The organism is Ectopseudomonas toyotomiensis (assembly GCF_017167985.1).
In the GTDB taxonomy this organism is placed as follows: Bacteria; Pseudomonadota; Gammaproteobacteria; order Pseudomonadales; family Pseudomonadaceae; genus Aquipseudomonas; species Aquipseudomonas toyotomiensis.
Genome location: NZ_CP070505.1, coordinates 4,438,257 through 4,460,684 on the forward strand (window position 1 = coordinate 4,438,257; position 22,428 = coordinate 4,460,684).

The 22,428-nt window shown below is 64.3% G+C and carries 21 protein-coding genes; 9 read left to right on the top strand and 12 right to left on the bottom strand.

Annotation, left to right across the window (positions count from 1 at the left end):
* Nucleotides 1-56: 56 nt before the first annotated feature.
* The 6 genes from JWV26_RS20530 to JWV26_RS20555 all read right to left on the bottom strand — a co-directional run bounded on the left by JWV26_RS20530 (nucleotide 57) and on the right by JWV26_RS20555 (nucleotide 8,679).
* On the bottom strand, nucleotides 57-2,045 hold the full coding sequence (locus tag JWV26_RS20530) for an acetyl/propionyl/methylcrotonyl-CoA carboxylase subunit alpha (protein WP_206417695.1): 1,989 nt from the start codon (nucleotides 2,043-2,045) through the stop codon (nucleotides 57-59).
* A 172-nt stretch (nucleotides 2,046-2,217) separates the two neighbouring features.
* Nucleotides 2,218-3,015 carry an enoyl-CoA hydratase/isomerase family protein gene (locus tag JWV26_RS20535; protein WP_206417696.1) on the bottom strand — a complete coding sequence of 266 codons (798 nt, stop codon included), beginning with the start codon at nucleotides 3,013-3,015 and terminating at the stop codon, nucleotides 2,218-2,220.
* A gap of 82 nt (nucleotides 3,016-3,097) precedes the next feature.
* Nucleotides 3,098-4,258, bottom strand: a complete 1,161-nt coding sequence (gene atuD / locus JWV26_RS20540) for a citronellyl-CoA dehydrogenase (protein ID WP_206417697.1) — start codon at nucleotides 4,256-4,258, stop codon at nucleotides 3,098-3,100.
* Nucleotides 4,259-4,331: 73 nt separating this feature from the next.
* Complete coding sequence (gene atuC / locus JWV26_RS20545) at nucleotides 4,332-5,948, bottom strand: geranyl-CoA carboxylase subunit beta (RefSeq protein WP_206417698.1); 1,617 nt, start codon at nucleotides 5,946-5,948, stop codon at nucleotides 4,332-4,334.
* Between the two features lie 4 nt (nucleotides 5,949-5,952).
* Nucleotides 5,953-6,822 carry an SDR family oxidoreductase gene (locus JWV26_RS20550; protein ID WP_206417699.1) on the bottom strand — a complete coding sequence of 290 codons (870 nt, stop codon included), beginning with the start codon at nucleotides 6,820-6,822 and terminating at the stop codon, nucleotides 5,953-5,955.
* A 42-nt stretch (nucleotides 6,823-6,864) separates the two neighbouring features.
* Entirely contained in the window at nucleotides 6,865-8,679 is a 1,815-nt protein-coding gene (locus JWV26_RS20555; protein ID WP_206417700.1) for an acyclic terpene utilization AtuA family protein, read from the bottom strand.
* 221 nt (nucleotides 8,680-8,900) lie between these two features.
* Between JWV26_RS20555 and JWV26_RS20560 the strand changes: the two genes are divergently transcribed.
* The 3 genes from JWV26_RS20560 to JWV26_RS20570 all read left to right on the top strand — a co-directional run bounded on the left by JWV26_RS20560 (nucleotide 8,901) and on the right by JWV26_RS20570 (nucleotide 11,300).
* Nucleotides 8,901-9,524 carry a TetR/AcrR family transcriptional regulator gene (locus tag JWV26_RS20560; RefSeq protein ID WP_021489915.1) on the top strand — a complete coding sequence of 208 codons (624 nt, stop codon included), beginning with the start codon at nucleotides 8,901-8,903 and terminating at the stop codon, nucleotides 9,522-9,524.
* Between the two features lie 71 nt (nucleotides 9,525-9,595).
* Nucleotides 9,596-10,405 carry a substrate-binding periplasmic protein gene (locus JWV26_RS20565; RefSeq protein ID WP_420890278.1) on the top strand — a complete coding sequence of 270 codons (810 nt, stop codon included), beginning with the start codon at nucleotides 9,596-9,598 and terminating at the stop codon, nucleotides 10,403-10,405.
* A gap of 76 nt (nucleotides 10,406-10,481) precedes the next feature.
* Nucleotides 10,482-11,300 carry a substrate-binding periplasmic protein gene (locus tag JWV26_RS20570; RefSeq protein WP_206419242.1) on the top strand — a complete coding sequence of 273 codons (819 nt, stop codon included), beginning with the start codon at nucleotides 10,482-10,484 and terminating at the stop codon, nucleotides 11,298-11,300.
* Here the strand turns inward: JWV26_RS20570 and JWV26_RS20575 are convergent.
* The 4 genes from JWV26_RS20575 to JWV26_RS20590 all read right to left on the bottom strand — a co-directional run bounded on the left by JWV26_RS20575 (nucleotide 11,251) and on the right by JWV26_RS20590 (nucleotide 14,478).
* Nucleotides 11,251-12,009, bottom strand: a complete 759-nt coding sequence (locus JWV26_RS20575) for a CPBP family intramembrane glutamic endopeptidase (protein WP_206417701.1) — start codon at nucleotides 12,007-12,009, stop codon at nucleotides 11,251-11,253. The two genes, JWV26_RS20570 and JWV26_RS20575, sit on opposite strands and share 50 nt — an antisense overlap.
* 81 nt (nucleotides 12,010-12,090) lie before the next feature.
* The gene (locus JWV26_RS20580; RefSeq protein ID WP_003461005.1) at nucleotides 12,091-12,264 is read right to left on the bottom strand and encodes a DUF2897 family protein; all 174 of its coding nucleotides are present in this window, start codon (nucleotides 12,262-12,264) and stop codon (nucleotides 12,091-12,093) included.
* A gap of 55 nt (nucleotides 12,265-12,319) precedes the next feature.
* Complete coding sequence (gene eutC / locus JWV26_RS20585) at nucleotides 12,320-13,084, bottom strand: ethanolamine ammonia-lyase subunit EutC (RefSeq protein WP_074914631.1); 765 nt, start codon at nucleotides 13,082-13,084, stop codon at nucleotides 12,320-12,322.
* A complete protein-coding gene (locus JWV26_RS20590; protein WP_196461048.1) occupies nucleotides 13,084-14,478 on the bottom strand; it encodes an ethanolamine ammonia-lyase subunit EutB in 1,395 nt (464 codons plus the stop codon). Before JWV26_RS20590 ends, eutC begins: the two co-directional genes overlap by 1 nt.
* A 232-nt stretch (nucleotides 14,479-14,710) precedes the next feature.
* On the opposite strand from JWV26_RS20590, the gene JWV26_RS20595 reads away from it, so the two are divergent.
* From JWV26_RS20595 to JWV26_RS20615, 5 genes are all read left to right on the top strand, one after another.
* Nucleotides 14,711-16,015 carry a sensor histidine kinase gene (locus JWV26_RS20595; RefSeq protein ID WP_478210381.1) on the top strand — a complete coding sequence of 435 codons (1,305 nt, stop codon included), beginning with the start codon at nucleotides 14,711-14,713 and terminating at the stop codon, nucleotides 16,013-16,015.
* Entirely contained in the window at nucleotides 16,012-16,929 is a 918-nt protein-coding gene (locus tag JWV26_RS20600) for a response regulator (RefSeq protein ID WP_093053565.1), read from the top strand. The genes JWV26_RS20595 and JWV26_RS20600 overlap by 4 nt, the downstream gene beginning before the upstream one ends.
* A gap of 124 nt (nucleotides 16,930-17,053) precedes the next feature.
* Complete coding sequence (gene pyrF, locus JWV26_RS20605) at nucleotides 17,054-17,755, top strand: orotidine-5'-phosphate decarboxylase (protein ID WP_072424764.1); 702 nt, start codon at nucleotides 17,054-17,056, stop codon at nucleotides 17,753-17,755.
* Nucleotides 17,756-17,888: 133 nt separating this feature from the next.
* A complete protein-coding gene (locus tag JWV26_RS20610) occupies nucleotides 17,889-18,650 on the top strand; it encodes an SDR family oxidoreductase (RefSeq protein ID WP_072424765.1) in 762 nt (253 codons plus the stop codon).
* A gap of 112 nt (nucleotides 18,651-18,762) precedes the next feature.
* Complete coding sequence (locus JWV26_RS20615; protein WP_074914644.1) at nucleotides 18,763-19,659, top strand: bile acid:sodium symporter family protein; 897 nt, start codon at nucleotides 18,763-18,765, stop codon at nucleotides 19,657-19,659.
* Between the two features lie 132 nt (nucleotides 19,660-19,791).
* On the opposite strand, the gene JWV26_RS20620 is transcribed toward JWV26_RS20615, so the two are convergent.
* Together JWV26_RS20620 and JWV26_RS20625 are read right to left on the bottom strand one after the other, a co-directional pair.
* Nucleotides 19,792-20,982 carry a benzoate/H(+) symporter BenE family transporter gene (locus JWV26_RS20620; RefSeq protein ID WP_196461043.1) on the bottom strand — a complete coding sequence of 397 codons (1,191 nt, stop codon included), beginning with the start codon at nucleotides 20,980-20,982 and terminating at the stop codon, nucleotides 19,792-19,794.
* On the bottom strand, nucleotides 20,982-21,593 hold the full coding sequence (locus JWV26_RS20625; protein ID WP_072424767.1) for a LysE family translocator: 612 nt from the start codon (nucleotides 21,591-21,593) through the stop codon (nucleotides 20,982-20,984). The genes JWV26_RS20620 and JWV26_RS20625 overlap by 1 nt, the downstream gene beginning before the upstream one ends.
* Nucleotides 21,594-21,736: 143 nt before the next feature.
* Between JWV26_RS20625 and JWV26_RS20630 the strand changes: the two genes are divergently transcribed.
* On the top strand, nucleotides 21,737-22,384 hold the full coding sequence (locus JWV26_RS20630) for a hypothetical protein (protein ID WP_206417702.1): 648 nt from the start codon (nucleotides 21,737-21,739) through the stop codon (nucleotides 22,382-22,384).
* The last annotated feature ends 44 nt before the right edge of the window (nucleotides 22,385-22,428 follow it).

The following is a 22,428-nucleotide window of genomic DNA, read 5'->3' on the forward strand; positions in this document are numbered from 1 at the left end:
GAGGGAATCTAATCGTGAGTTTCCGTCGCGGCTAAAGCCCCTCCCACAGCGATATTTCAGGCCTCTACAGCTTCGATTTCCACCAGCAACTGGCGGCTCTTCACCTGGTCGCCCTGGCTCACGCCGACGCGGCGAACGATGCCGTCGATGCCGGCCTTGAGCGGGTGTTCCATCTTCATCGCTTCCAGCACCAGCAGCAGTTGCCCCTTGCTGACGCTGGCCCCCTCGGCGACCAGTACCTCGACTATGGCGCCATCCATCGGCGCCTTCACCGTGCCGCTGCTGGCGGCGTTCTGGCCACCGGCCGGCTCGTGGGTGACATCCAGCAGTTCCAGGTTGCCATGCTCACCGTACAGCCACAGGCGCTCGCCTTCGATGTGGTAAGCCTGGCGGCGGCGCACGCCGTCCAGCTCCAGGGTCAACCAGCGGCCATCGCTGGCCAGCAGGCGCAGGGGTAGCTGGTCCTCGCCCCGACGCACGCAAAGGTGCGCTTGCGTGCCGCTGGCGATCACGTCCAGTTCCACGGCGTGCTTGTGTTCCCCCTGCTTGAGGACGAAACGCCAGGGCGCGCTGCCGGCGCTACGCCAGCCGGACAGGCCGGGCTGGTGCGCGCGAGCGTTGGCCGAGGTCTGGTAGAGCAGGGCGGCGGCCATGGCCAGCTCGGCCAGGCTGGCCGGGTGCGGATGCAGGCTGGGGTCATCAGCGAAGTGCTCGGCGATGAATGCTGTAGTGGCGTTGCCAGCGGCGAACTGCGGGTGCTTGAGCAGGTTGGCGAGAAAGCGCTGGTTGCCGTTCACGCCCAGCAGCACGCACTGCTCGACGGCGCGTACCAGCTTGCGCCGGGCTTCGTCGCGGGTTTCGCCGTAGGCGATGACCTTGGCCAGCATCGGGTCGTAGAAGGGGGTGACGGCCTGGCCCTCGACCAGGCCGTGATCGATGCGCACGCCAGCCAACAATTCGGGTTCCCAGCGCAGTACCTGGCCGGTTTGCGGCAGGAAGCCGGCGGCCGAATCCTCGGCGTACAGGCGCACTTCCATGGCATGACCGTTGAGGCGGATTTCGTCTTGTCGAAGTGGCAGGGGCTGGCCCTCGGCCACGCGAATCTGCCAGGCCACCAGATCCTGACCGGTGATCAGCTCGGTGACTGGGTGTTCCACCTGCAGGCGGGTGTTCATTTCCAGGAAGAAGAACTCGCCGCTGGCGTCGAGGAGGAATTCCACGGTGCCGGCGCCAACGTAGTTCACCGATGCTGCAGCCTTGACCGCCGCTTCGCCCATGGCCTTGCGCAGCTCGGGCGTCATCACCGGGCAGGGCGCTTCCTCGACCACCTTCTGGTGGCGACGCTGCACCGAGCAGTCGCGCTCGCCGAGGTAGACGATATTGCCCTGCTGGTCGCCGAACACCTGAATTTCGACATGGCGCGGGCGGATCACCGCGCGCTCGAGTATCAGCTCGCCGGAGCCGAAGGCATTCTGCGCCTCCGAGCGGGCGGTGCGGATCTGCCCCAGCAGTTCGGAGGATTCCTGTACCAGGCGCATGCCGCGGCCGCCGCCACCGGCGCTGGCCTTGATCATCAGCGGGTAACCGATGCGTTCGGCTTCGCTGGCCAGGGTTTCGTCATCCTGGGCGGCGCCCTCAAAGCCGGGAATGCAGGGTACGCCGGCCTCCAGCATGGCGATCTTCGACAGGCGCTTGCTGCCCATCAGGTGGATGGCGGAAGCGGTCGGGCCGATGAAGACGATACCGGCTGCTTCACAGGCGCGGGCGAAATCGGCGTTTTCGGAGAGGAAGCCATAGCCGGGGTGGATGGCGTCGGCGCCGGTCTTGCGCGCGGCTTCGATGATGGAGTCGATGCGCAGGTAGGACTGGTTGACCTGGGCCGGGCCGATGCACACGGCTTCGTCGGCGATCTGCACGTGGCGGGCGTCGGCATCGGCCTCGGAGTACACCGCCACGGTGCGGTAGCCAAGCTCAATGGCGGTGCGCATCACCCGGCAGGCGATCTCGCCACGGTTGGCGATCAGGATCTTGTTGAAGGCGGGCATCTTTGTGCTCCTGCTGTGGATGCAATCCGGGGAATCATTTTGGTGAGCGTTCCCGGATTGCATCCAGGCTACGTTCTATTTGTTCCCTCTCCCCTTGGGGAGAGGGTTTGGGAAAGGGGGCAACAGCACCCTCTCCCCCAGCCCCTCTCCCGCAAGCGGGAGAGGGGGGCTATTACTGGGCCCACTTCGGCTTGCGCTTCTGCACGAAGGCCATGGTGCCTTCGACGCCCTCGGTGCCGGTGACCGCGGCGGCGAACTGTTCGGCGGCGCGGTCGAGCAGCGGGCCGAGGGCTTCGCGTTCGCTGGCCAGCAGCAGGGCCTTGGTCTGGGCGTTGGCCTGCGGTGCACACTGGCGAATCTGTTCCAGGGTCTCGTCCAGGCGCTGCGCCAGTGCGATCTCGTCGCTCTCGCAGTAGTGCACCAGGCCCAGGCGCAGCGCCTCGGCACCGTCGAAGCGGGCTGCGGTCAGCGCCAGGCGGCGCGCCTGGGTCAGGCCGATGCGCTGCACGACGAAGGGGGCGATCTGCGCCGGGAGGATGCCCAGCGTGGTTTCCGGCAGGCCGAACTTGGCGCCGCTGGTGGCGATGGCCACGTCGGACACGCAAGCCAGGCCGAAACCACCGCCGAGCACGGCGCCTTCCAGCACCGCCACCAGTACCTGCGGTGCGGCCTGGGCCTCTTCCAGCAGTGCACCGAAGGCGCGGTTCAGTTCGCGGTAGGCGTCGCCCCCTTTGGCACGGGCGCCGGCCATGTCCTTGATATCGCCGCCGGCGCAGAAGTGGCCGCTCGCGCCGCGCAGGACGACGGCACGCACGTTCGGGTCATGGCGCACGGCCTCCAGGGTGGCGCGCAGTTCGCCGACCATGGTCAGACTCATGGCGTTGCGGCTGTCCGGCCGGTTGAGGGTGACGTGCAGCACGCCACCTTCGAGGCTCAGCAGCAGGGTTTCGCAGGAGGGCAGATCGTTCATTGCATACCTCGGTGTAGGACGGGTGAAACCCGCCGCTGCGCTGTGGGTGGCGGGTTGCACCCGCCCTACGAAGAGTGGTGGCTCAGCCCTTCTTTTTCCCCGGCAGAATGCCCATCAGCTTGCAGATGATGCCGAGCATGATTTCGTCGGCGCCGCCGCCGATGCTGACCAGGCGCACGTCGCGGTAGGCACGCGACACCGGGTTGTCCCACATGAAGCCCATGCCGCCCCAGTACTGCAGGCAGGCGTCGGATACCTCGCGGCCCAGGCGCCCGGCCTTGAGCTTGGCCATCGACGCCAGCTTGGTCACGTCGCGACCCTTCACGTACTGTTCGGTGGCCTGGTAGACCAGTGCGCGCAGGCACTCGATCTCCGTCTGCAGTTCGGCCATGCGGAAGTGGATGACCTGGTTGTCGATCAGCGGTTGGCCAAAGGTGTGGCGCTGCTTGCAATAGTCGATGGTGCTGTCGACGCAGTGCTCCAGGCCCTTGATCATGTTGGCCGCGCCGAACAGGCGCTCTTCCTGGAACTGCAGCATCTGCATCATGAAGCCGGCGCCTTCGTGGCCGATGCGGTAGCGCTGCGGTACGCGCACGTTGTCGAAGAACACCTGGGCTGTCTCCGAGCTGCGCATGCCGAGCTTGTCCAGGTGCGGGCTGACGCTGATGCCCGAGGTCTTCATCGGCACCATGATCAGCGACTTGTTGACGTGCGGCTTGTCGTCGCTGGTGTTGGCCAGCAGGCAGATAAAGTCAGCCGACGGCGAGTTGGTGATCCACATCTTGCTGCCGTTGATCACGTAGTCGTCGCCGTCCTTGCGCGCGGTGGTCTTCAGGCCCGCCACGTCGGAGCCGGCGCCGACCTCGGAGACGCCGATGCAGCCGACCATCTCGCCGCTGATGGCCGGGCGCAGGAATTCTTCGCGCAGCTCGTCCGAGCCGAAACGGGCCAGTGCCGGGGTGCACATGTCGGTCTGCACGCCGATGGACATGGGGATGCCGCCGCAACGGATGGTGCCGAACTCTTCGGCGGCGATGATCGAGTAGCTGTAGTCCAGGCCCATGCCGCCGAATTTCTCCGGCTTGGAGATGCCCAGCAGGCCCAGCTCGCCAGCTTTCTTGAAAATATCGTGGATCGGGAAGCGGCCTTCCTTTTCCCACTCATCGACGTGCGGGTTGATTTCCTTGTCGACGAAATTGCGGACGGTACGGCGGAGTTCTTCGTGTTCCTGGGTGAAGATCATTGTTGTTTTTCTCCAGTAGGGTGCGCCGTGCGCACCAGCTCAGGTGTTTTGGTGCGCACGGCGCACCCTACGGTCAGAATCTCGCGACGCCGAAGCTGCTTTTCTTCAGCGGTCGCAGGTTGGCTTCGGCGCAGATGTCCAGCAGAAAGCCCAGTAGCTTGCGGGTGTCGCGCGGGTCGATCAGGCCGTCGTCCCACAGGCTGGCGGTGCCATAGAGGGCCGTGGACTGGCTGTCGAGCTTCTGCGCAGTGACTTGCTCAAGCATGTCGAGCATCTTCGGATCGGCTTCCTTACCTTCCTTGGCGTGCTTGTCCTCGGTGACGATGCGCAGCACCTTGCCGGCCTGGGCGCCGCCCATCACAGCGGTCTTGCTGTTGGGCCAGGCGAAGATGAAGCGCGGGTCGAGGCCGCGGCCGCACATGGCGTAGTTGCCGGCGCCGTAGGAACCGCCGACGACGATGGTCAGCTTGGGTACCGTGGCGTTGGCCACCGCCTGGATCATCTTCGAGCCGTGCTTGATCACGCCGTTCTGTTCCGATTCCGTGCCGACCATGAAGCCGGTGGTGTTGTGGAAGAACAGGATCGGCGTGTTGCTCTGCTCGCACAGCTGGATGAACTGCGCCGCCTTGGCCGCGCCTTGCGGGGTGATCGGGCCGTTGTTGCCGATGAAGCCGCAGGCCTGGCCTTCGATCTGCAGATGGCCGCAGACGGTCTGGCTGTCGAACTCGTTCTTGAAATCGAGGAACTCAGAGCCGTCGGCGATGCGCGCGATGATCTCGCGTACGTCGTAGGGTTTCTTGGCATCGGCCGGCACCAGGCCGAGCAGTTCCTCGGCCGGGTGCAGCGGTTCGCGCCAGGTGCGTTTCTCACGTGCCGGCAGCTGCTGGTTCCACGGCAGCATGCCGACTATCTCGCGCGCCAGGTGCACGCCGTCGGCGTCGTTCTCGGCCAGGTACTCGGCGGTACCGGCGACCTGAGCGTGCATCTCGGCGCCGCCGAGTTGCTCGTCGGTGGCGATCTCGCCGGTGGCGGCCTTGAGCAGGGGCGGGCCGGCGAGGAACATCTTGGCCTTGCCGCGTACCACCACCACATAGTCCGACAGGCCGGGCTGGTAGGCCCCGCCCGCGGTGCTGGAGCCGTGCACCACGGTGATCTGCGGTAGGCCCATGGCCGACATGCGCGCCTGGTTGGCGAAGCCGCGCGCGCCCTCGACGAAGATGTCGGCGGCGTAGTTGAGGTTGGCGCCGCCGCTTTCGGCCAGGGTCACCACCGGCAGCTTGTTCTCGAAGGCGATCTGCTGCAGGCGCAGCGATTTCTTCAGGCCAGTGGGGGAGATGGTGCCGCCCTTGATCGCGCTGTTGTTGGCGATCACCAGGCAGCGCACGCCGGCGATGTAGCCGATGCCGGCGATCAGGCCGCCACCGGCCTGGCTGCCGTCCTTGTCGTCGTGCAGCTTGTAGCCGGCCAGCGAGGACAGCTCAAGGAAGGGCGCGCCGGCATCGAGCAGCAGGTTGATGCGTTCACGCGGCAGCAACTGGCCGCGCTTGTCGAACTTGGCCTTGGCCTCCTGTGCCTTGTCGAGCACCTTCTGTTCCACGTCGCGGAAGGTCGCGATGGCCGCCAGCATGGCTTCGCGGTTCTGCACGAAGGCTTCGCCATGCACGTCGATTTCCGATTGGATCACGGGCATCGCCTTACTCCTGATCTTTCAGTACGTCGGGCAGATAGGCCCGGTGGAAACCGTTGTAGGGCTCGCTGTTCTTGGCCTTGCCCAGCGTCCAGGCACGGGTGCCCTGGCTGGCGGCACCGTCGATACGGATGGTGTTGCCGCTGATGAAGTTGGCGCCGGGGCTGAGCAGGAAGACGATGGCCGCGGCCACCTCGGACTCGCTGCCGATGCGTTGCAGCGGCACGTGGTCCTTGAGGTTGCGGATCATGTTCTTCATCGACTCGGGGTAGGTGTCCATGCCGCTGGAGGCGATCCAGCCGGGCGCCACGGCGTTGACCCGTACGCCGGTGTGGCCCCACTCGTAGGCGGCGGTCTTGGTGAAGTTCTCCATACCCGCGCGTGCGGCGCCGGAGTGGCCCATGCCGGGCATGCCGCCCCACATGTCGGCGAGCATGTTGACGATGGCGCCGCCATGCTTGCTCATGCTCTGCAGGAAGACTTCCTTGGCCACCAGAAAACCGCCCACCAGGTTGGTGCGCACCACGGTCTCGAAGCCTTTCTGGTTGATACCGATCAGCGGCGCGGGGAACTGGCCGCCAGCGTTGTTGACCAGGTGATGGATGCGCCCGCGCTGCCCGGTCACCGCACCGACCATGGCTTTCACCGCGTCTTCGTCGCGGATGTCGCAGATTTGGAAGCTGGCGCTGCCACCATCCTCGATGATTTCGGCGCAGGTCTTTTCCAGCTTCTCCAGCTTGCGCCCGACCAGCACCACATGGGCGCCCAGGTGGGCCAGCTCGTGGGCCACGCAGCGACCGATGCCGCTGCCACCGCCGGTGACCAGGATGGTCTGATCGGCGAACAGGCCAGGCTTGAATATGGAGTCGTAGCTCATTGTTCTTGTTGTCCTGAGTGATTTCGGTGCGCGCAGCGCACCCTACGGGCGGGGTGCGCCGTGCGCACCATTCAAGGTTTCCGCCAGCGCGCTGGGCACCGGCACCGGGAATTCCAGCAGTTGCTGGGCAAAGGCCTTGCCCTGCGGGTCGATACGCAGGCTGGAGACGCCGCCGCCGCCCAACGCATTCTCCAGTAGAAAGTTGAGGCTGTGACTGCCCGGCAGGTACCAGCGGCTGACACGGCCCTGTTCTGCGTCCAGGGTATGTGCCATCCAGTTGGCCACGGTCTCGGGCGTCAGCGCCGCGGCTATCCACGCCAGGTATTCGGGGTCTCTCGCCATCACGCCGATGTTGCTGTGGTTGCCCTTGTCGCCGGAGCGGGCCACGGCCAGGCGGATCAGCGGTACGGCAGCGTCGGCTTCGCCCATCGGTACGGGCAGGGCGGCTGGCGCACGAAGCTGGGCTGGATCGAAGGTATCGATCTGGGGCAGGGCGACCGGATGGCGTTCGCCGCCGATTTCCACCTCCAGCGCGCAGGCGCTCTTGTCCACCAGGAAGCTGAACAGGCGGATCACCGGGTAGACGGTGGGGCGACCGCCGACGATGCCGGTCAGACCCGGCGCCATGCCAGTGGCAGCCTGGGCGATCTCGCGGGAGAAGAGGATCAGCGCCTCCTTCTTGGCATGACGCACGGCGATCTTCACCACCAGCTCGCGGCTGTCCTGGCGCCGAGCGTGGGCACCATAGGTGGCCTCGCTACCCAGCAGCTCGACGCTGACCTCCTGGTAACGGCCCCAGCCACGTTCGGCGAACATCTCTTCGGTCCTGTTGATGATCGCCTGGGCAACACGCTCGGCCTTGGCCACCGCATCGATACCGGCGAGCACACAGCTGGCGGTGCAGCGAAAACCATCTGGGTGGGTGGCGCTGACCTTGTATTGCCCGGTGGGCGGCAGGCCGCGCGCGCCCTGCAGCTGCACTCGGTTATCGCCGACCTGGCTCAGCTCGACCTGAGTGAAATCGCAGGCCACATCTGGCAGCAGATAGGCGCGCGGGTCGCCGATCTCGTAGAGCATCTGCTCGCCAACGGTAAAGGGCGTGACCAGGCCGCCGGAACCCTCCGGCTTGGTCACGACGAAACGGCCATCGCTTTCGACTTCGACGATGGGGAAACCGATGTGCTCGTAGTCTGGCACGTCGCGCCAGTCGGTGAAGTTGCCGCCAGTGCACTGCGCGCCGCATTCGATGATATGTCCGGCCAGCGCAGCCTGGGCCAGCTTGTCATGGTCGTGCCAACCCCAGCCGAACTCGTGTACCAGGGCGGCGCTGACCACCGCGCTGTCCACCACGCGGCCGGTGATGACGATGTCGGCGCCCTGTTCCAGCGCGGCGACGATGCCCGGTGCGCCCAGGTAGGCATTGACCGAAACGCAGAAGGGCGGCAGCGGCTCGCCAGTGAACATCTCGCGGGTACCGGCCTTGATCAGCTCGCCGAGCTTGGGCTGCAGGTTGTCGCCATGCAGCACGGCGATCGTCAGCTTTACGCCGGCCTGTTCGCAGGCTGCGCTCAGGGCGGCGGCGCAGGCCATCGGGTTGACCCCGCCGGCGTTGCTGATGACGCGGATCTTCTTCGCCGCCAGTTTGCCCAGCAGTGGGGTAAGCACCTCGACGAAGTCGCGGGCGTAGCCGTCGTCCGGCTTCTTCATGCGTGCGCCGGCCATGATCGACATGGTGATCTCGGCCAGGTAGTCGAACACCAGGTAGTCCAGTTCGGCACCCTGAACCAGCTGAGCTGCAGCGGTGGAGGTGTCGCCCCAGAACGCGGAGGCGCAGCCGATGCGTACGGTTTTGTTCATTGGAGTTGGCCCGTCACACATTGAGAAGGTGAGTCGACATTACCAAGCAAGCGCTTGGTTGAAAAGCGTTGAGGGAGGGCAAATCGGCCAAAAGTACGGCCGAGCGCTTGCTTGGTCAGCTGGCGCCGCATACATTTCATCAAGCAAGACAAGCACTTGCCGGCTGCAACAAGAATTCATCAGAACAATCGCCGTGCAAGGCAATCAGGGGAGAAGTCAGCGTGGACGAACACAGAGCCCAGGCCGTGATGCAGGAGCTGGTCGCCAGCGGCCAGGTAACCGATCCGGACAGTGCCCGTGGCAAGCTGTTGCAGATGGCCGCCCACCTGTTTCGCAGCAAGGGTTACGAGCGCACTACGGTGCGCGATCTGGCTGCCGCGATCGGTATTCAGTCCGGCAGCATCTTTCACCACTTCAAGAGCAAGGAAGAGATCCTGCGTTCGGTGATGGAGGAAACTATCGTCTACAACACTGCCCTGATGCGCGCTGCACTGGCCGAGGCGCAGGGCACCCGCGAGCGGCTGCTGGCGCTGATCCGCTGCGAGCTGCAGTCGATCATGGGTGGTACCGGCGAGGCCATGGCGGTTCTGGTCTACGAATGGCGTTCCCTTTCGGAGGAGGGCCAGGCGCAGGTACTGGCCTTGCGTGATACCTACGAGCAGATCTGGCTGGCGGTGCTGGGCGAGGCGCGTGAAGCCGGTTACTTCAAGGGCGACCCGTTCATTCAGCGACGTTTTCTCACCGGTGCGCTCAGCTGGACCAATACCTGGTTCCGTTCGCAGGGACCAATGACGCTGGATCAGCTGGCCGAGGAGGCGCTGTCATTGGTGTGCAAGGAAGCCTGAGCGAATTCGGCTAGGATGATAGCAACTGCCGGTTTTCGGCTCGAACACGGGCGCTGGGGTGCTCCCGCGTTGTGATCCGTGACGAGAGGTCAAGTTTGCGCGCACTAGCCTTTTGCCTGTTGTGCAGTCTTTCGCTGTTGCATGTACCTGCTGCCGTTGCCCTGCAGGAGGTGCGTGTCGGTGGTTATCACTTCCCGCCATATCTGGACAAACCCGAATCACCTTATCCGCAAGGTTTGGTGCCCGAATTGTTACGCGCGCTCAATGCGGCGCAGCAGCAATACCGTTTCGTCCTGGTGCCGACCTCGGCGACCCGCCGTTACCGCGACCTCGAGAGCGGACGCTTCGATCTGATGTTCTTCGAGTCCAGTCGCTGGGGGTGGCAGGGCACTTCATACCTGGCCTTGGGGCTGGATATCGATGATGCGGAAGTCTATGTCGCCGCGGCGGAGCCGGGACGTGGGCAAGACTATTTCGAGGATTTCAACGACAAGCGCATGGCGCTCTACAACGGCTATCACTATGGTTTTGCCAGTTTCGATGCCGACCCTGACTATCTCGCACGCACGTTCAATGCGCTGTTGACCTATTCCCACGATAGCAACCTGCGCATGCTGCTGGCGCGGCGCGTCGATATCGCCGTGGTGACGCGCTCGTACCTGGAGCTGTTTCTGGATCGGCATCCGGAAATGCTGCCCGAGTTGCTGGTTTCCGATCGGCTGGATCAGTTCTACCACCATCAGGTGCTGCTGCGGCCCAAGGGGCCGCTGAGCCCGGCTGAAGTTGCCGAATTGTTGAACCGGCTGCAGACCAGTGGAGAATTAGCGAAGCTACTTGGGCGCTATCGTCTGACATTGGGCAACAAAGTGTCAGTGCAGTGAAAATCCATCTGGTCGGTCAGGAGAGACTGGAGTAGTGTGCACCACACTAAGAGAAGGAATTTTTTGGGGACTCGAGATGCGGCATGCGCGGTGCTGGATTCATGGATGTTTGGGTGCCTTGTGTCTCTTGCTAGTGGATTCTCTCTACGCGGCCGACGTGGTCAAGGTCGGTGGCGCGCACTTTCCCCCCTATGTGATCAAATCCAACCTGCACGACTCGAGTGGCTTGCTACCGCAGCTGCTCGAAGCGCTCAACCGAGAGCAGAGCGAATACCACTTCACCATGTTGCCCACCGCCATCGTGCGTCGTTTCAGTGACCTGCAGCGTGGGCGTATCGACATGGCGATTTTCGAGAATCCGCAATGGGGATGGCAGGACATCGACGCTGAAGCTGTCGATATGAGGCTGGAAGATGCTGAGTTGTTCGTGGCCAGGAACGAGGCGCTGCGCGACCAGAGTTACTTCGAACAGCTCGAAGGCAAGCGCCTGGCGCTTTATCGCGGTTATCACTACGGATTTGCCCAGTTCAACAGCGATCCGGAGTTCCTGACCAGCACCTTCAACGCCAACCTCGGTCACTCTCACGACAGCAACCTGCTGATGGTGATACGCGGGCGCGCCGATGTCGCATTGGTCACTCGTTCCAATCTCTATGACTTCCTTGAGCGCAATCGCGAGTATGCACGCCAGTTACTGATCTCCGAGCGTGTCGATCAGGTCTATCGTCACCATGCGATGATCCGCGCTGGCGCGCCCATAACTCCCGAGCGCTTCGCCGCCTTGCTCGAGCAGTTGCGGGAGAAGGGCGAGCTGCAACGCATCTTCTCGCCTTACCGCATTGCCGTCACGCAAGACGTAACGGATAGCTCAGCAACAGAATATGCAGCAGATTGACCGCTGTATGCAGCGCGATGGCCAGGCTCATGCGGCCGCTGTAGTGAAAGGCCAGGCCATAACCGAGGCCAGCGCAGGTTGCCAGCACGGCAAATAGTGCGCTGAAAGGCAGATGGGCCGCGCCGAACAAGCCGGCCGTCAACAGCAAACCGGGCCAGGTGCCCAGGTGCTTGATCAGGACGGTCTGTAGCAGGCCGCGAAAGAGCAATTCTTCCGCCAGCACCGCTACGCAGAGATTGACCGCCAGCCACAACAGCAGACCCTGCGGCCATTTGGGTTGCCAGGCGACCAGGCCCAGCGCCATGGCCAGCAGCGGCACCAGCAGCAGGGTGGCGATGCACGTCAGCCAGGCATTTTTCAGCGAAAGCACGGGTCTGCGTGGCTGCCCCAGCCACCAGGCGAGCAGGGCGCTGCCCAACAGCAGTTTGTCCCAGAACAGGCGCAGGCCATAGGGCGCCGCATCAGCACTGATGAGACGTGGCTGCCACAGCTGCCAAGGGCTGAAACCGGGTATGAGGTGCGCCGCCAGGGCGATTCCGCCAAGCAGGATCAGAGGTAGCCATAGCCAGTTTGGCAGATGCGATTGTCCGGCCAGCAGGACGATGACGAATGCGCTGCCCAGCAGCAGGCCGACGGGTTGGATGAAACCCAGTCCTGTGCCCAGGGCCAGGATCAGGACGGGGAGCAGCAAGCGCAGATGCAGGGGCATGGCACCTCTCCTGGAGAAGGCGCGCAGTCTAGCAGGCTGCGTTGCGGGCAGTCTTGGCGTTACCTGACGGGACGAGTGCGTTTAGCGCTGACGCTCGCGCGCATCCTTGGCTTCCTGCTCGATGGCGCGTTTACGCATGCGTTCGAGCTGGTCTTCGCTCAGGGGCATTTTCTTGGCACTGCTGCGCAGCACCAGCAGGCTACCGATCACTGAGCCAAACACCAGAACCAGCAGCAGCCAGACGTACCAAGGCATGATGACTCCTCATGGGGCAATGAAGTTATCACCATAACCCGCGTGCCGGGTCTTGTCAGTCGGCCTGTAGCGCCACCGGCTGCAGGTTGCTGTCGTCCTTGAGCTGCACGCCACTCAGTTGCAGGCGCAGTGCCTGGCGTGCCAGGTAGTCGAGCTTGTGTGCCGCCAACTGGTAAGGCAGGCCCTCGGGCCGCACGTTGGAGATGCAGTTGCGCGCGCTGTCCAGGCAGCCCACCCGCGGTGCGTAGGTCAGATACAGGCCGAGGCTGTCCGGCGAGGTCAGGCCCGGGCGCTCGCCGATCATCACGACCACCAGGCGTGCTCGCAGCGCTTCGCCGATGCCGTCGCCAATCGCCACGCGGCCCTGTTCGGCAAGCACCACCGGGGTATTGGCCCAGTCGGTGGTGAAGCGTTCGCGAAAGGCCTGCAGCAGCGGCAGGGCATGACGCTGCACGGCGACGGCCGACAAACCGTCGGCCAGTACGATGGCGAGTTCAGGCGCGGGCAGTTCGTGTTGCAGCTGCACGCGGCAGTCGCCGTGCAGGTGTCGGCCGTGATCCGGACGCAGCAGGTAGGTTTGCCGGTCCTCGGCGTTGCTGCGTACTTTCAGGGTACGAAAGCCTGCCGTATGCAACTGATGCTTGAGTTCGCCGAAGTCCAGCGGACGATGCACCGCATCGCGCGCCTGGGCATGGGCCAGGCCGAACTTGAGCACCTCGCGGGTAGGCAGGCTGCAGCCGACGCGACCGAGGGCGATACGCGCCGAGGTATGCGCGCGCAGTTCGTCCCAGGGATTTTGCTGAATCAGGTCATTGGCCATCACGCGGCTCCCGAGATGTGCGGCAGTTGCTTGAGCAGATGGTGGCCACGGCCGATCTCGCGCAGGCGGCCGCTCGGTTCGGTAATGGCCATGCGCGCCAGCCAGGCGTCAAATTCCGGTGCGCGTTTCAGGCCCAGCACGTTGCGCAGGTACAGCGCATCGTGGAACGAGGTGCTCTGGTAGTTGAGCATGATGTCGTCGGCACCCGGGATGCCCATGATGAAGTTGATACCGGCCGCGCCGAGCAGGGTGAGCAGGCTGTCCATGTCGTCCTGATCGGCTTCTGCGTGGTTGGTGTAGCAGACGTCGCAGCCCATCGGCAGGCCGAGCAGCTTGGCGCAGAAGTGGTCCTCCAGGCCCGCGCGGATGATCTGCTTACCGTCGTAGAGGTATTCCGGGCCGATGAAACCGACAACGGTATTGACCAGCAGCGGGCGGAATTCGCGGGCCACGGCATAGGCGCGGGCTTCGCAGGTCTGCTGGTCGACACCATGATGACCGCCGGCCGACAGCGCGCTGCCCTGGCCGGTCTCGAAGTACATCACGTTATCGCCGAGGGTCCCGCGACCGAGCGACAGCGCGGCTTCGTGGGCTTCGCGCAGGATTGCCAGGGATACGCCGAAGCCGGCGTTGGTGGCTTCGGTGCCGGCAATGGATTGGAATACAAGGTCGATCGGTGCGCCCGCCTCGATGGCCTGGATCTGCGTGGTGACGTGGGTCAGCACGCAGCTCTGCATGGGGATTTCGAAGTGCTGGCGCACCTCGTCCATCATCTGCCACAGGCGCATCAGCGTCGGCAGCGAATCGCTGGCCGGGTTGATGCCGACCGTAGCGTCGCCCGAGCCATACAGCAGGCCGTCGAGCATGCTGGCGGCGATGCCGCGCACGTCGTCAGTGGGGTGATTGGGCTGCAGGCGCACGGCCAGATGACCGGGCAGACCCAGGGTGTTACGAAAGCGGCTGATTACCTGGCATTTGCGCGCTACCAGAATCAGGTCCTGATTGCGCATCAGCTTGCTCACGGCGGCAACCATTTCCGGCGTCAGCCCGGCGGCCACGGCAGCCAGGCGCGAGCTGTCGGTCTTCTCAAGCAGCAGCCAGTCGCGCAGGTCGCCGACCGTGAGGTGGCTGATCGGGGCGAAGGCAGTGGCATCGTGGTGGTCGATGATCAGGCGGGTGACTTCGTCCTGCTCGTAAGGAATAAGCGCCTCGTCGAGAAAGCGCTTGAGCGGCACCTCGGCCAGGGCCAGCTTGGCCGCCATACGCTCTTCGTAGGTAGCGGCGGCCAGCCCTGCCAGGTAATCGCCGGAGCGCGCCGGGCTGGCCTTGGCCAACAGCGTCTTGAGGTCGGCGAAGCGGTAGACCAGGCTGCCGATGGTGGTTTGATAGGGCATGGCTGCAACCTGCTGCAAAAGGATGTGCTTGCCGTGCAGTGCTCATGCCAGAGGGCCGGCCGCCCGAGATTTGCGCTCCGTAGAAGCTGGCCGGCTATCTCAGGAGCTGAAAAATGGTGCGGGGAATAGGGCTGGCGCACCAGGGTGGCGCGCCGGCAGCGTGATGTCTGTCACATGATGGCAACTTGGCGCTGTTTGAATGACGGCTTTCCGATAGCAGGGGAGGCCGTTCGTGACCCAAGCCAGAGCGCTGCAATCGCTGATGCGAGCCGTGAAGCCGCTCGCTGCGTCGATGAGCATCAACGAGGTCGCCGATCTGTTTCTGGCGGCTGAACACCGCGCCTTTCTTTCCCTGCCGGTGGTGGACGAGAACAACCGGCCACTCGGCCTGGTCAGTCGCGCCACCCTGCAGGACATCTTCATGCAGCGCTTCGGGCGCGACCTGCGCGGTCGTCATCCGGTTGGCGAGGTGATGAACGACGCGCCGCTGATCGTCAGCCTGGAAGCCAGCCTGGAAGAGGCTTCCAAGCAGGTCACCGCCCAGTTGCAATACCCGATCACCGAGGACTTCGTCCTGATCGATGCCCGGGGCCAATACTGTGGTCTGGGTACGGTGCTGGATCTGCTCAAGGCCATGGAAGCGCGCGTCGCCCAGCGCAATCGCGTACTGCGCCAGGCGCTGGTGGATCTCAAGGAGTCCCAGGTGCAGTTGCTGCAATCGGAGAAGATGGCGTCGCTCGGGCAGATGGTCGCTGGCGTCGCCCACGAGTTGAACACGCCGCTGGGCTACGTGAAAAACAACGTGCAGCTGCTGCGTGAATTGAGTGAGCCACTGTTCGAACTCGCCGCCGCCCAGGCGCGCCTGGGCCAGTGCCTGAGCGACCCTGACTGCGACGAGGCGAGCCTGAGCCAGGCCCTGCAGACCGCCGAACAGGCTCGCCAGCAGGCGGCACCTGAGCTGCTGGCCGAGGATCTGCAGCAGCTGTATGGCGACACCCTGTATGGCCTGGAACAGATCGCCGAACTGGTGGTGGGCCTGAAGGATTTCGCCCGTCTCGACCGCGCCATGAGCGAGGAGGTCGACCTCAATGACTGCATCCGCAGTGCGCTGCTGATCGCGCGCAACCACATCAAGGACAAGGCCGAAGTGGTGCAGCAGCTAGGCGAGCTGCCGCGTATCGCCTGCGCGCCCTCGCAGATCAACCAGGTGTTGCTCAACCTGTTGACCAACGCTGCCCAGGCCATCGATGGCAGCGGGCGTATTCAGATTCGCAGCTGGGCCGATGCCGAGGGCATCCATGTCTCGCTGCAGGACAACGGCCGTGGCATGCCGCCGGAAGTCATGGCGAAAATCTTCGATCCTTTCTTCACCACCAAGCCGGTCGGCCAGGGCACCGGCCTCGGGTTGTCCATCAGCTACAAGATCGTCCAGGACCACGGCGGCCGCATTCGCGTCGCCTCCGAGCCAGGGCGTGGCACGCGTTTTCTGATCAGCCTGCCGCTGCCCGCTACTGTCGCCATGAAAAGGAGCGCCTGATGTCCGCACCCGTTCGCATTCTCTTCGTCGATGACGAGGAGCGCATTCTGCGCAGTCTCGCCCTGCAGTTTCGCCGCCACTACGAGGTGCTGACCGAGAGTGACCCGTTGCGCGCCCTGCAGCGCCTGCGTGAGGAGCACATCCACGTGCTGGTCAGCGATCAACGCATGCCGCAGATGAGCGGAGCGCAACTGCTGGCCGAAGCGCGCGAGATCGCGCCGAATACCCTGCGTATCCTGCTGACCGGCTATTCCGATCTGGATGCCGCGGTTGAGGCGTTGAACAACGGCGGCATCTTCCGCTACCTGACCAAGCCTTGGGACCAGCAGGAAATGGCCTTCACCCTGCGTCAGGCGGCAGAGTTGGCGGTGCGCCAGGCACAGCCGCTGCAATCTGTCGCCAGCGAAGGGCTGAGTGCTCCGCTGTCGGTGCTGCTGTTGGACGACGATCCGGACACGCTCAGCGTCGTTGGCGAGTTCTGCGTCGCAGGCGGGCACCGCCTGCTGCGTGCTCGCAATCTGGCCGAGGCCATGCTGCAACTCAACAACGAAGGCGTGGACATTCTGGTCAGTGACCTCAAGCTGGCAGGCGAGGACACCGCGCCGTTGCTCAAGACCCTGGCGCAAGCGCACCCACGTCTGCTCAGCCTGGTGGTCACGCCGTTTCAGGACACCCAGGCGTTGCTGCGCCTGGTCAACGAGGCGCAGATCTTCCGCTATCTGCCCAAGCCGATTCGCCGTGGTCTGTTCGAGAAGGGCCTCAAGGCCGCTGCCGAGCAAGCCTTGATCTGGCGCGCGCAGCCGCAGCAGGTGGTCACTCGCCTGGCCGAGGTGCCGCGTGACGAGCGCGAGCAGGAGAAGGTCGGCAGTCTGCTGGGCATGCTCGGGCGCCTGCGTGAGCGGCTGATTGCCTGATAGCCGCTAGCCCGGATGCAGTCTGGGCTAGCGGACTGCATGTGGTAAGGGCTTTAGCCGCGACCAGTGAGAGGAAGCTTTGCGCTACAATGCGCGGCGTTTTTATCCTGTTCGAGACCCGCCCATGCCTGTCTGCCAAACCCCGATCATCGTCGCCCTCGACTTTCCCAGCCGTGATGCCGCTCTGGCGCTGGCCGATCAGCTCGATCCGGCGCTGTGTCGGGTCAAGGTCGGCAAGGAGCTGTTCACCCGTAGCGGCCCACAAGTGGTCGAGGCGTTGCAGGCCAAGGGTTTCGAGCTGTTCCTCGATCTGAAATTCCACGACATCCCCAACACCACGGCGATGGCGGTCAAGGCCGCGGCGGAGCTGGGCGTGTGGATGGTCAACGTGCACTGCTCCGGCGGCCTGCGCATGATGGCGGCCTGTCGTAATGAGCTGGACAAGCTGGCTGGCGCCAAGCCGCTGCTGATCGGCGTGACGGTGCTGACCAGCATGGAGCAGCAGGACCTGGCCGGCATCGGTCTGGACGTGCCGCCGCAGGAGCAGGTCCTGCGCCTGGCCGGCCTGGCCGCCGAGGCTGGGCTCGACGGCCTGGTCTGCTCGGCGCAGGAGGCCCGCGCACTGAAGGTCGCGCAGCCGCGTCTGCAACTGGTCACGCCGGGCATTCGTCCTGCCGGCAGCAGCGCCGATGATCAGAAGCGCATTCTTACCCCGCGCCAGGCGCTGGAGGCCGGCTCCGATTATCTGGTGATCGGCCGTCCGATCAGCCAGGCTGCCGATCCGGCGCAGGCCCTGGCTGCCATGGTTGCCGAACTGCAAGGCTGAGCATCGATTGGCGGGGCGCGCCATCAGCGCCCTGCATGACCCACCACTCCAGAGCCTGATAGTGCTGCTCACCGTCTGGCTTGCTGGCTAGACTCCTCGCCAATTCAACAAGAATCGCTGCGAGGAAGCAGACATGAGCATGACGTTCTCCGGCCAGGTCGCCCTGGTCACCGGTGCTGCAGCCGGTATTGGCCGTGCCACCGCCCAGGCCTTCGCTGCCGAAGGGCTCAAGGTGGTGGTTTCCGATGTCGACGTCGCCGCTGGCGAGGGCACTGTCGAGCTGATTCGTGCGGCCGGCGGCGAGGCCTGCTTCGTGCGTTGCGACGTGACCCGTGATGCCGAGGTCAAGGCGCTGATGGACGCCACGGTGGTGCAGTACGGCCGTCTGGACTACGCCTTCAACAACGCCGGTATCGAGATCGAACAGGGCAAGCTGGCCGACGGCAACGAAGCCGAGTTCGACGCCATCATGGGCGTCAACGTCAAGGGCGTGTGGCTGTGCATGAAGCACCAGATCCCCTTGTTGCTGGCCCAGGGCGGTGGTGCCATCGTCAACACCGCTTCGGTCGCCGGCCTGGGTGCCGCGCCGAAGATGAGCATCTACGCCGCCTCCAAGCATGCGGTGATCGGCCTGACCAAATCGGCGGCGATCGAGTATGCCAAGAAGAAGATCCGCGTCAACGCGGTCTGCCCGGCGGTGATCGACACCGACATGTTCCGCCGCGCCTATGAGGCCGACCCGAAGAAGGCCGAGTTCGCCGCCGCCATGCACCCGGTCGGGCGCATTGGCAAGGTCGAGGAGATCGCGGCTGCCGTGCTCTATCTGTGCAGCGACCACGCGGCATTCACCACTGGTCAGGCATTGGCCGTGGATGGCGGGGCCACAGCAATATAAAGGCTCTAGCCCGGTAGTCTGCAAGCAGGCTAAGGTTGGCTCGCAGGGCCACTGTCAGCAGTGGTCCTGACTCAGCACAATCCTGCCAGGTTCAACTGGAGCGATAACAATAATGACCGCCGATCCCTTGCTGACGTTTTTCCTTCCCGCTGCGCTGGGCATCATCATGCTCGGGCTTGGCCTGTCACTGAGCCTGGCCGATTTCGCCCGCGTGGCCAAATTCCCCAAACCGGTATTGATCGGCCTGGCCTGTCAGCTGCTGCTGTTGCCGCTGGCGTGCTTCTTCCTGGCCAAATTGTTCGGTCTGGCGCCGGCGCTGGCCGTCGGTCTGATGCTGTTGGCTGCCTCGCCGGGTGGCACCACCGCCAATCTCTACAGTCATCTGGCTCACGGCGACGTGGCGTTGAATATCACCCTCACCGCGGTCAATTCGGTGATCGCGATTCTGACCATGCCGTTGATCGTCAATCTGTCACTGGCCTACTTCATGTCGGCCGATCAGGCTATCCCGCTGCAGTTCGCCAAGGTGGTGCAGGTGTTCGTCATCGTCCTTGGTCCGGTGGCCATCGGCATGTGGCTGCGCAGCCGTTTTCCGGGCTTCGCCGAGCGCATGCAGAAGCCGGTGAAGATCATCTCGGCGCTGTTCCTGCTGCTGATCATCCTGCTGGCAGTGGCCAAGGACTGGCGCACCTTCGTCGATTACGCGCCTGCGGTGGGCGGCGCGGCGCTGGCCTTCAACCTGCTGAGCATGGCGGTGGGCTACTGCGTGCCCAGGCTGCTCAAGCTCAATCTGCGTCAGGCCATCGCCATTGCTATGGAAATCGGCATTCACAACGGCACCCTGGCCATTGCCCTGGCGCTGAGCCCGGCGCTGCTGAACAACCCGACCATGGCCATTCCTGCGGCCATCTACAGCCTGATCATGTTCATCACGGCGGCGCTGTTCGGCTTGTGGGTCAACCGTGTGCATGGCGCAGAGCTGGCCCACGACGCGGTGCCCGAGCAGTAGGGTGCGCTGCGCGCACCGCATGCATACGCTGTCAGTCGTTGGTGCGCATGGCGCACCCTACCGCTCGTAGCCCGGATGCAATCCGGGGCGGCCTTGTAGAGCCCCCCGGATTGCTTCAGAGCTATGGGGTGGCTACCGCTTGCCCCAGTTCAGCACGGCCAGGGTCAGCAGGCCAGCGACTATGCCCCAGAATGCCGATCCGACGCCCGCCAGGGTCATGCCGGAGGCGGTGACCAGGAAGGTTATCAGCGCCGCTTCGCGCTCGTTGGGCTCGCTCATGGCCTGGGTCAGGCCGCCGATGATCGAGGCAAACAGAGCCAGCGCGGCGATTGACAGGATCAATGCCGCCGGCAGCGCCGCGAATAGCGAGGCCAGGGTGGCGCCGAAGATGCCGGCGATGGCGTAGAACACCCCGCACCAGACTGCTGCGGTGTAGCGCTTGCGCGGGTCTTCATGAGCTTCCGGGCCGGCGCAGATGGCGGCGCTGATGGCGGCCATATGAATGCCATGGCTGCCGAACGGCGCCATCAGGATCGACACCAGGCCAGTGCTGGTCAGCAGCGGTGAGGCCGGCACGTCATAGCCATTGGCGCGCAGCACGGCCATGCCCGGCAGGTTCTGCGAGGCCATGGCGACGATGAACAGCGGAATGCCGATGCTGATGGCGGCGGCCAGCGAGAAGCTCGGCGTGGTCCATTCAGGCGTCGCCAGTTGCAACTGGAAATCGCTGAAATCCAGCAGGCCGAAGACCGCGGCCAGCACGCTGCCGACGATCAGCGCAGAGAGCACCGAGTAACGCGGCCACAGGCGCTTGCCGAGCAGGTAGGCAAGCAGCATGGCGATTACCAGAAAGGGTTGCTGCTCGGCGGCCACGCAGATTTCCAGGCCGATCTTGAACAGCACACCGGCCAGTAGCGCGGCGGCGATGGAGCCAGGTATACGGCGCATCAGGCGGTCGAAGGTGCCGGTCAGACCGATCAGAACGATCAGGCCCGAGGCGAGGATGTAGGCGCCAATGGCCTCGCCATAGGAGGCCTGCGGCAGGCTGGTGATAAGCAGCGCGGCGCCAGGGGTTGACCAGGCGATCATCACCGGCGCGCGATAGCGCAGCGAGAGCACGATGCAGCACAGTGCCATGCCGATCGACAGTGCCCAGATCCACGAGGAAATCTGTCCTGCGGTGAGGCCGGCAGCCTGGCCGGCCTGGAACATCAGCACCAGGGAGCTGGTGTAGCCGGTGAGCATGGCAATGAAGCCAGCGACCACGGCCGAGGTGGAGGTGTCCGCCAGTGGGCGCAGACGAGTGGGGGCGGCGTCTTGCATCAGAACATTCCAGTGTCGACGATGATGGGGTAGAGCGAGGCGACCAGCAGCAGCGCCATGCCGATGTTGAAGGCGCGCAGCGCGCGCGGGTTGTCCAACCACTTGCGCAGCAGGCTGCCGGCGACGGTCCACAATCCCACGCTGGGGCAGTTGACCAGGGCAAACAGAGCGGCGATCAACAGTACGTTGCTGAAGAAGCCATCCTGCGGCGTGTAGGTGGTGATGGCGCCGATGGCCATGATCCACGCCTTGGGGTTGACCCACTGAAAGGCCGCCGCCTGGATGAAGGTGAACGGCTTGGCCTCGGGGTTCTCGCGGCTCTGCGGTGCGCCGGACTGGGCGATTTTCCAGGCCAGATACAGCAGGTACGCGGCGCCGACATAGCGCAGTACGTCGTGCAGCACCGGCAGACGTTGGAACACCTGGCCAAGACCAAGGCCCACGGCGGCCACCAGCAGCATGAAACCGAGGCTGATGCCAAGCATGTGTGGAATGCTGCGGCGCACGCCGAAGTTCACCCCGGAGGCGAGCAGCATCATATTGTTGGGGCCGGGCGTCACCGAGGTGACGAAGGCGAAGGCGATGAAGGCGAGCAGCAGTTCGGTGGACATGGTCGTTCTCCGGTGACTGGCAAAGCCTATTGCGCGGTCGCCACGCCGTCGCGGTACAGCCACCGCTGGGTTGAACCGTACAGTCTGGTCAAGCGCTGTCTGGATGGTTAGCCTCGGTTTTTTGCCGAACAAGGATAAAGGCGATGCAACCAGACAATCCCTACAGTGCGCCACAGGTGGAGTTGCTCGACAGCGTGGGCGTACAGTCGTTGCCAGGTTGGAGCACCAGGCAGCTGCAGGTGCTGGGCTGCCTGGCACTGGTCTCGGTGGTGGCCAATGCCCTGGTGATCGCGCTTACATTTGCCGGAGCTCTGCTGGAGACGGATGAAGCTGAACTGCTGTTTACCTACACCGACTGGCTTAGCCTGGCGCTGGCGTTACTCGGCTGCTACCTGCTGCTGCGTTTCAAAGCCTTTGCCGAAGCCCGCTTTTTCGCGCGCAACCTAAGCGTACCGATCTGGTTGCTGCTCGCGGTGACGCTGCTGCTGGAGGCAGTGGACATGCTTTTCGCTGACCAACTGTTCGCCGGATTGGACTGGCAGACTATCGGCTATATGGCGCTGTTGTGTCTTATGGGCATATGCACCACCTGGCTGGGGATACGGTTGCTCAAGCTGCAAAATCCCTATCCGGCGCTGAAAGTGATGGCCTGGCTCGATATCGTCGGTGGGCTGATGCTGGCCAGCGTGCTGTTGATGCTGGTGGCGCTGCTGCCGTTGCTTGGGGCCGGCGTGGCGCTGATGCTGGTGTTCTTCAAGGGCGCTGCCGAGTTGCAGGGGATTGCGAGCTGACTGCAGCGTAATGACAGGAGCCGCCCATCGGGCGGCTCCTGTTT